Genomic DNA, 7,511 nt, shown 5'->3' on the forward strand with positions numbered 1-7,511 from the left:
ACGTCGAAATGGTCGTATTGGTTGTAGTACCCCATGTAGTTCCAGCTGCCACGCACCGAGTTGCCGTCGTAGTTGCGCACCGGCTGGCCGTTGGGCGATTTCATGCTGATGGTGTTGACCACGCCGTCGTTTGGAAACCACGCGCTGTCGATCAATACGCGGTTGGGGTTGGTTTGCCGGTACGAACCCATGCCTTCTTGAAACAGCGCCGGCACGATCCATTCGCCGGCGGTGGGCTTGAGAAAAAAGATCATGTCGTTGCGTGCGTACTGGTAGCTGCTGCTCTGGATGGGCGCAATCAAGCGATCCGTGTTGTTGCAGCAAAAACTGCCCCACTCGGTGGCCTTGCTGCCGATCGAGTAGTAGTAAACGTTGGGCGAGGTCTTGACCCAGCTGTTGAGCTCTTTGGCACCGTCGGGGCCCAGGTCCCATTGCGCGGCGTTGTGGTTGGCGGTCGACCAGAAAGCGGCGCCCCGGATGCGCTGGAGAAATTCTTGGGGGTTCTCGGCCGGTCGTTCCGCGAGGCCGAATTGCTCCAGCCGGAACTTGTAGACCGGGTTTGCACTGCCGCCCAGGCCCGCCACTTCAACCAGCTTGCCGGCCAGCTCGGAGACCTTGGGAACAAAGTCGATGATCACGTCGCGCAGGGTGGTCCCGTTGTGAGGTGCGGAGATGGTGGTCACGCTTTTGACCCAGCCGATCTTTCCGCCGGTGAAAAGCGCGCCGCCGCCCTCGTCACCGGCCGGCGAGCCGTTTTCCAGCAGCTGCACCAGGGCGCGCGATGTCTGGCCCCCTTGGCTGTGTGCCACCAAGTGGATCGGGTGGTTGGCATCCCACTGCGGGTAGAGCGCCAGCGGGTAGTTGTGGGGGTTGTTGAAGCGGTCGGCCGCCCAGCACTTGCCGGCGGGTTTTTGGATCATCCCAAAGGCAGCGAAGCGGGCCGTGCGCTTGGCACCGTAGTCGGCACAGCCGCCTTTGATTTGGTAAAACAACTCGACGGCTCGATCCCAGTTCGAGCTGACTGGGCCGACCGCTGCGGCAAACACCTGGTGCGAACCGTTGTGGCTTCGCAGATGCGCGGCGACGTCGTTGAAGCCGCCCCAATACGTGAAGCCCACGGCCTTGAGCTCGTCGGGGCCAAAACCGAGAAAGCCGTGCACCAGAACGATCGGGTCGTTGTTGGCCGCCGCGGCTTCTTGGGGGGCACTCAAAGAAGCAAACGCCACCACCACCGAGGCCAGCAGTTGGCTGGCTCGTTTGATTGAAAAGAACATGGTTGTCTCCGTCGTTGTAGTCGGCTTGGGCCGATGGCCCTGCCGGTTTGTCGACGCAGATTGCTTTGTGCACGACCGTGCGAGCTATAAGGGCTTTCCCGCCTAGGGCAAGCACTGCCGCGGGTGGCGCAAACGTGTGGCCCTGGTGTGATCAGGCGTTTGCCAGGTGCCGATCGCGCAGCTCACGCTTGAGCACCTTGCCGATGGCGCTGCGCGGCAGCTCGTCGATGAAGTGCAGGCTCGACAGGCGCTGCGTCTTGCCGACCTGCTGGCTGAACCAGTCGAGCAGCGCGGCTTCGCTCACCTCGCTGCCCGCCTTGCGCACCACGTAGCCGACGGGCGTCTCGCCCCAGGCCTCGGACGGCACGCCCACCACCGCCACGTCGGCCACGGCCGGGTGCTTGCGCATCACCGCTTCGAGGTCGCTCGGGTAGATGTTGAAGCCGCCGCTGATCACCATGTCTTTCTTGCGGTCCATGAGGGTCAAGAAGCCGTCTGCGTCGAAGCGCCCCACGTCACCGGTGCGGATGAAGCGCAGGCCTTCGGGGCTGGTCCATTCGGCTTCGCGGGTCTTGGCGGGTTGCCGGTGGTAGCCGGTCATCATCGATACCGAGCGGCCCACCACTTCGCCCATCTCGCCTGGCGGCACTTCTTTGCCGTCTTCGTTGATGAGGCGAATGTCGTGGCCCTCGGCGGGCTGGCCCACGGTGTGCAGCTTGGTCGGGTGGAGGTGGGCTTCCAGGATGCAGGTGCCGCCGCCTTCGGTCATGCCGTAGAACTCGTTGAGCGTGCCCGGCCAGCGTTTCACGATGTCGGCCTTGAGCGCCGCGCCGAACGGCGCGCTGGTGCAGAACTTGGCGGTGAAGCTCTTCAGGTTGTAGTTGTCGAACGTGGGCACGGCCATGATGCGTTGGTACTGCACCGGCACCAGCATCGTGTGCGTGGCCCGGTGCTGTTGTGCCAGCTCGAGGTAGCCGATGGCGTCGAACTTGGGGCAAAGCACCAGCGTGCCGCCCCAGGCCAGCGTGGGGAAGAAAACCACCAGCGTGGTGTTGCTGTACAGCGGCGTGGCCAGGATGGTGGTGCACTGCGGGCCGTAGCCGTAGGCATTGCCGCCGCGGCGCACGTGGGCCCAGCGCATGCTGTGCGGCTGCACGATGCCTTTGGGCGTGCCGGTGGTGCCCGACGAATAGATGATGTTGAAGGCCCAGTCGGGTTGGGGCGTCACGGCCTTGAATTTCGTGCCGGCCGGTGCCACCCAGTCCTTGAGCTGGCGGCCGATCGGCGAGCCATCGAGCGAGATGCAGCTGAGCTTCAAGCCCTTGGCGGCGGTGATGGCTTCGGAGGCACTCGCGTCGGTGAAGAGCAGCTTGGCGGCTGCGTCTTTCAGCATGCCGGTGAGCTGCTCGACGGTGGAGCCGGGGGCGAGCGGCGCCACCACCACGCCGGCGCGCAGCGCGCCCATGAAGATGGCGGCGTAGTGCACCGACGAGCTGGCGCAGATGGCGATGGCGTCGCGTGGCTTGACACCATCGCGCTTCAACGCGGCGGCCACGCGGTCCATCATCGCGTCGAGCTGGCCGTAGGTGACGCTGCACTGCTTGTCGATCAGCGCGGTGTGTTGCGGGTCGCGTTGGGCGTGGGCGTGGATCAGCTCGGCGATGACGCCGAAGTCTTTTTCGAAGGGCGCGGCGATGTCTGAAATCGGGTCCATGGTGCTTGGGTGACTGGCCCTTCGACAAGCTCAGGGCGAACGGTTGAGGGAGGTAGAGGCGACTCGAAAGGCTCCGTTCGGGCTGAGCTTGTCGAAGTCGGACTTGGACAAAGGCTACACGGTGGCCACCGCAGTGACCGGCGAGCCCACGGCGCCCGGCAGTCGCAGCGGTGGTGCGGTCAGCAAAAAGCGCGAGCGATTGTTCGCACGCAGCCAGTCAGCGAGCTCTGTCAGGTACCACAGCTCCCCCAGCGGCACGCCCAGCTTGAACAGGCAGTGTTCGTGCAGCGGCAGCGCGGCGCGCGGGTCGTCGCCTTCGGGTGGGCGTGCGGGGTAGGCCTCGACGGCGTAGTTGTCGGCGATCAGCGCGGCCACGCCGCTGTCGGTGATCCATTGCAGCAGGCGCTCGTCGCGGCCGTCGAGTGCGGCGCAGGCCTTGTTGAGCACGGTCATGTCGGGTTGGCGGTCCATGCCGAGGATGAGGTCGGCGAAGCCTGTGTAGAAAAGCAGCATGTCGCCTTTCTCCACCTGCACCTTGTCGGCCTCCAGTATCTGCATCAGCCGCTCGTAGCCCACACGCTCGCGGGTGTCGCCCACATGGGCGCGCAGGTTGACCAGCACACCGCGGCCCTGAATGGCTTTCACGGCGAAGGTCTCCACACCGAGCTTCATGGCGTACGAGCCACCCTCGGCGCCGCAGGGGCATGACGCGAGCTTCAGGTCGCCCGGGCCGAGCACGTCTTCATGGGCGCGGTAGCCGTTGTAGTAGACCTTCTCCGGCTCGCCGTCACCGTCGGCGTCGAACCAGGAGCCCACATGCGCGAAGGTGTCCCATTGCGTCGAGTACTGCAGGGTGATGTTGACCTGGTCGTCGCACACCACGTCGGTGAAGCGTGCGTCGAAGCGGCGCAGCGGCATGTTCATGAACGGGTCACCGTCAAGGTCGGTCGGCTTCAGGCGTGGCGGGTGGCGGCGTGGGTTGAGCAAGGCGCCACCGGGGTAGTCGAGCGGCAGGCTGAGGCCGAACGACAGGCCCTCTTGGACCTCGGCCACACCTTGTTTGACCTTCTCGGGCGTGAGCAGGTTGAGCCGGCCGAGCTGGTCGTCGGGCCCGAAGTCGCCCCAGGTCGAACCTTCGGGGCGCTGCTTCCAGCGGGTGGATGAACTCATTTTTTGACCAGCGGGCAGGTGCTCGATGCGAGTGGCGTGAAGGCCTTGTCGCCGCTCACCGTGTCGCGGATGTTGTAGTAGTCCCAGGGGTACTTCGACTCGCCGGGTTTCTTGACTTGCACCAGGAACATGTCGTGCACCATGCGGCCGTCTTCGCGGATGCGGCCGTTCTTGGCAAACATGTCGTTGATGGGTGTGGCCTTCATCTTGGCCATCACGGCGCCGGTCTCGTCGGTGCCGGTCGCCTTGACGGCGTTGAGGTAGTGCAGCGTGGCCGAGTAGGCACCGGCCTGGGCCATGTTGGGCATCTTCTTCATGCGCTCGAAATAGCGGCGCGACCAGGCGCGGGTCTCGTCGTTGCGGTCCCAGTAGAAGCCGGTGGACAGCAGCATGCCCTGCGTGGCCGGCAACCCCAGGCTGTGCACGTCGTTGATGAACATCAGCAAACCCGCCATCTGCTGCTTGCCCGAGGCGGTGAGGCCGAACTCCTTGGCCGCCTTGATCGCGTTGATGGTGTCGCCACCGGCGTTCGCCAGGCCGATGATCTTGGCGCCCGAGCCCTGCGCCTTGAGCATGTACGACGAAAAGTCGGAAGCGCTCAGCGGGTGCCGCACCGAGCCCAGCACCTTGCCGCCGCCGGCCTTGATGACGTCGGTGGTGTCTTTCTCCAGCACCGAGCCGAAGGCGTAATCGGCGGTGAGAAAGAACCAGGTGTCGCCACCGCCCTTGACCACCGCCGCGCCCGTCACGTTGGCAAGCGCATAGGTGTCGTAGGTGTAGTGCACCGTCACCGGCGTGCAGGCTTCATTGGTGAGGCGCGAGGCGCCGGGCGAGGCAAACACCGCGATACGGTTCTTCTCTTTCGCCACCGCGGCCACCGCGAGCGCGGGGGCGCTGGCGGCCACGTCGAGGATGGCGTCGAGTTTTTCCACGTCGTACCACTCGCGCGCCTTGTTGGCGGCGATGTCGGCCTTGTTCTGGTGGTCGGCGGCCAGCACCTCGATGGGCTTGCCATTGACCTTGCCGCCGAAGTCTTCGACGGCCATCTTCACGGCAGTGACGAGGCCGGTGCCGGTGATGTCGGAATACAGGCCCGACATGTCGAGCAGGAGGCCGATCTTCACCTTGTCGTCTGAAATGCCTTGGGCGTTGGCGGCACCGGCGCAGGCCAGCAGGCTGGCGAGCGCGAGGGTGGTCAGTTTCATGGTTTGTCTCCGTCGGTGTTTGTTGTGGGTGGTGTTCAGTAACCGGCGCTGCGGTTCACCGCCAGGGGCTGCGGCAACCCGTCACGCGCGCGCCGCAAGGCGTCCACACATTGCTGCGCCACGGTGTCGAACGAAGCCTGGGCCGCGATGTGCGGCGTGGCCACCACCTTGGGGTGCGACCAGACCCAGTTGTCGGGCGGCGGTGGTTCGCGCTCGAACACGTCGAGCGCGGCACCGGCGAGGTAGCCGCCGTCGAGCAGGGCTTGCAGGTCAGGCTCGACCACCTGCTCGCCACGCCCGATGTTGATCACAAACGCACCGCGCGGCAGCTGCGCCAGCGTGTGGTGGTTCAGCAGGCCGCGGGTTTCATCGGTGAGGGGCAGTGCGCACACCAGGATGTCGGCTTGCGACAGGAACTGCGGCAGCTCGTCGTTGCCGGCGAAGGTGGCCACACCCGGCACCTCGCGCGGCGTGCGGCTCCAGCCGCCCACCGGGTAGCCCAGCGGCATGAAGGCGCGTGCAATCGCCTGCCCCACCGCCCCCATGCCCATCACGCCGACGCGGCAGCGCACCGCGGTGCGCACCGGGTGGCGCGCCCATTCGGCGTTGGCCTGCTGTTCGGCGTAAAGCGCGAGGTCGCGGGTGAAACGCAGCGTGTGGGCCACCACGTACTGCGCGATCTCGATGCCTTGCATCGGGTCGACCACGCGCGTGAGCGGCACGTGCGCCGGCAGGTCGTCGACCAGCAGCTTGTCGGCGCCGGCGCCGGTGGAGCACAGCACACGCAGCTTGGGGTAGCGCGTCAAGATGCCCGGCTTCATGCGCCAGGCCAGGATGGCCTCCACCGCCTCGGGCGGTGGGTTGTCTTGCTCGGTCCAGATGGGGGTGCCTTGGGCCGCCTGGCGCAGGGCTGCGGCAAAGGGTGCCGACGGTAAGGGGTTCGACAGCACCAAGATGGCCATGGATCTTTAGTTCGTTGTGTCAGTGGATGTGCAGACAGGTTTCACCGCCAAGGCGCCAAGTACGCCAAGGTCGCAAAGACCTGCTTGTCTTTTCTTGGCGACCTTTGCGTCCTTGGCGTCTTGGCGGTGAAAAGACCCATGCCAAGCTCTGCCGGCTCTCAGCTGTCATAACCCGGGTTGCGGCGATCGAGCCGGCGCAAGAGACCGGGCCAGACAAGGCTGGCACCCTTGCCGTTGGTCGCGGCTTTCGACTGCTCGCGGTTGAGGTCGATCATCGATTGCGGCAGCTCGTTGAGCTCAACCCCACCCGATTGCGCCAGGATCTGCATGCGGCACGAGGTCTCGAGCTGGTACATGGCGCCAAAGGCTTCGGCGATCGTGCGGCCACAGGTCAGCAGGCCGTGGTTGCGCAGGATCAGGCTGTTGGCCCGCCCGAGGGAATTGACCAGGCGCGGCTTCTCGTCGTCGCGCAGGGCCACACCTTCGTAGTCGTGGTACGCGAGCGAGTTGAGCGGGAAGGTGGAGTGTTGCGACAGCGCCAGCAGACCGCGCTTCTGGGCCGACACCGCCACACCATGCAAGGTGTGGGTGTGCAGCACGCAGGCGACCTCAGGCCGTGCTTCATGCACGGCGCTATGGATCACGAAGCCGGCGGGGTTGATGTCGTATTTCGACGGCATCACCTTCACGCCGTGGTGATCGACCTTGACCAGGCTCGAAGCGGTGATCTCTTCGAAGAAAAGGCCGTAGGGGTTGATCAGGAAATTGCCGCCTTCACCTGGCACCCGCGCCGAGATGTGGGTGAAGACGAGGTCGTCCCAACCGAACAGCGCGACCAGCCGGTAGGCGGCCGCGAGGTCGACTCGGGTCTGCCACTCTTCCGCAGAGACCTGGTTGCGAAGCGATGCGAATTCGAGCGGTGCATTCATGCTTGTCTCCTTGGAGTGTCGTGGTTGCAATCTCCGTTCGCCCTGAGCTTGGTCGTTGGGCCTGCACTGAGGTGCACGCTGGCTTCGACAGGCTCAGCCCGAACGGGTTCTACTAACTTACAGCGCCTTCACCAACTCGGGCACAGCGGTGAAAAGATCTGCTTCGAGACTGTAGTCAGCCACGCTGAAGATCGGTGCCTCGGGGTCTTTGTTGATGGCCACGATGACCTTGCTGTCCTTCATGCCGGCCAGGTGCT

The 7,511-nt window shown here is 65.1% G+C and carries 6 protein-coding genes and 1 pseudogene; all 7 read right to left on the bottom strand.

The genetic code is table 11. The annotated features are described in order from the left end of the window. On the bottom strand, positions 1-1,274 hold a 1,274-nt coding region (locus RMO40_RS17930; RefSeq protein WP_309724328.1), incomplete at its 3' end, for a lipase-like domain-containing protein. A 151-nt stretch (positions 1,275-1,425) separates the two neighbouring features. Next, positions 1,426-2,988: an AMP-binding protein gene (locus RMO40_RS17935; protein WP_309724330.1), complete on the bottom strand. Its 1,563-nt coding sequence runs from the start codon at positions 2,986-2,988 to the stop codon at positions 1,426-1,428. Positions 2,989-3,102: 114 nt separating this feature from the next. After that, entirely contained in the window at positions 3,103-4,158 is a 1,056-nt protein-coding gene (locus tag RMO40_RS17940; protein ID WP_309724331.1) for a cyclase family protein, read from the bottom strand. After that, a complete protein-coding gene (locus RMO40_RS17945) occupies positions 4,155-5,363 on the bottom strand; it encodes an ABC transporter substrate-binding protein (RefSeq protein ID WP_309724332.1) in 1,209 nt (402 codons plus the stop codon). Before RMO40_RS17945 ends, RMO40_RS17940 begins: the two co-directional genes overlap by 4 nt. A gap of 35 nt (positions 5,364-5,398) precedes the next feature. Next, positions 5,399-6,325 carry an NAD(P)-dependent oxidoreductase gene (locus tag RMO40_RS17950; protein ID WP_309724334.1) on the bottom strand — a complete coding sequence of 309 codons (927 nt, stop codon included), beginning with the start codon at positions 6,323-6,325 and terminating at the stop codon, positions 5,399-5,401. A 158-nt stretch (positions 6,326-6,483) separates the two neighbouring features. After that, positions 6,484-7,254 carry a class II aldolase/adducin family protein gene (locus RMO40_RS17955; RefSeq protein ID WP_309724336.1) on the bottom strand — a complete coding sequence of 257 codons (771 nt, stop codon included), beginning with the start codon at positions 7,252-7,254 and terminating at the stop codon, positions 6,484-6,486. A gap of 117 nt (positions 7,255-7,371) precedes the next feature. Further along, positions 7,372-7,511, bottom strand: a pseudogene (locus tag RMO40_RS17960) (electron transfer flavoprotein subunit alpha/FixB family protein); the annotation flags it as partial.

It is taken from the genome of Rhizobacter sp. (assembly GCF_031412075.1).
Lineage (GTDB): Bacteria > Pseudomonadota > Gammaproteobacteria > Burkholderiales > Burkholderiaceae_C > Rhizobacter.

Bases quoted from the DNA above. Each gene is read 5' to 3' on its own strand.
- RMO40_RS17940 (WP_309724331.1), bottom strand. From the start codon at position 4,158: ATGAGTTCATCCACCCGCTGGAAGCAGCGCCCCGAAGGTTCGACCTGG.
- RMO40_RS17950 (WP_309724334.1), bottom strand. From the start codon at position 6,325: ATGGCCATCTTGGTGCTGTCGAACCCCTTACCGTCGGCACCCTTTGCC.
- RMO40_RS17935 (WP_309724330.1), bottom strand. From the start codon at position 2,988: ATGGACCCGATTTCAGACATCGCCGCGCCCTTCGAAAAAGACTTCGGC.
- RMO40_RS17955 (WP_309724336.1), bottom strand. From the start codon at position 7,254: ATGAATGCACCGCTCGAATTCGCATCGCTTCGCAACCAGGTCTCTGCG.
- RMO40_RS17945 (WP_309724332.1), bottom strand. From the start codon at position 5,363: ATGAAACTGACCACCCTCGCGCTCGCCAGCCTGCTGGCCTGCGCCGGT.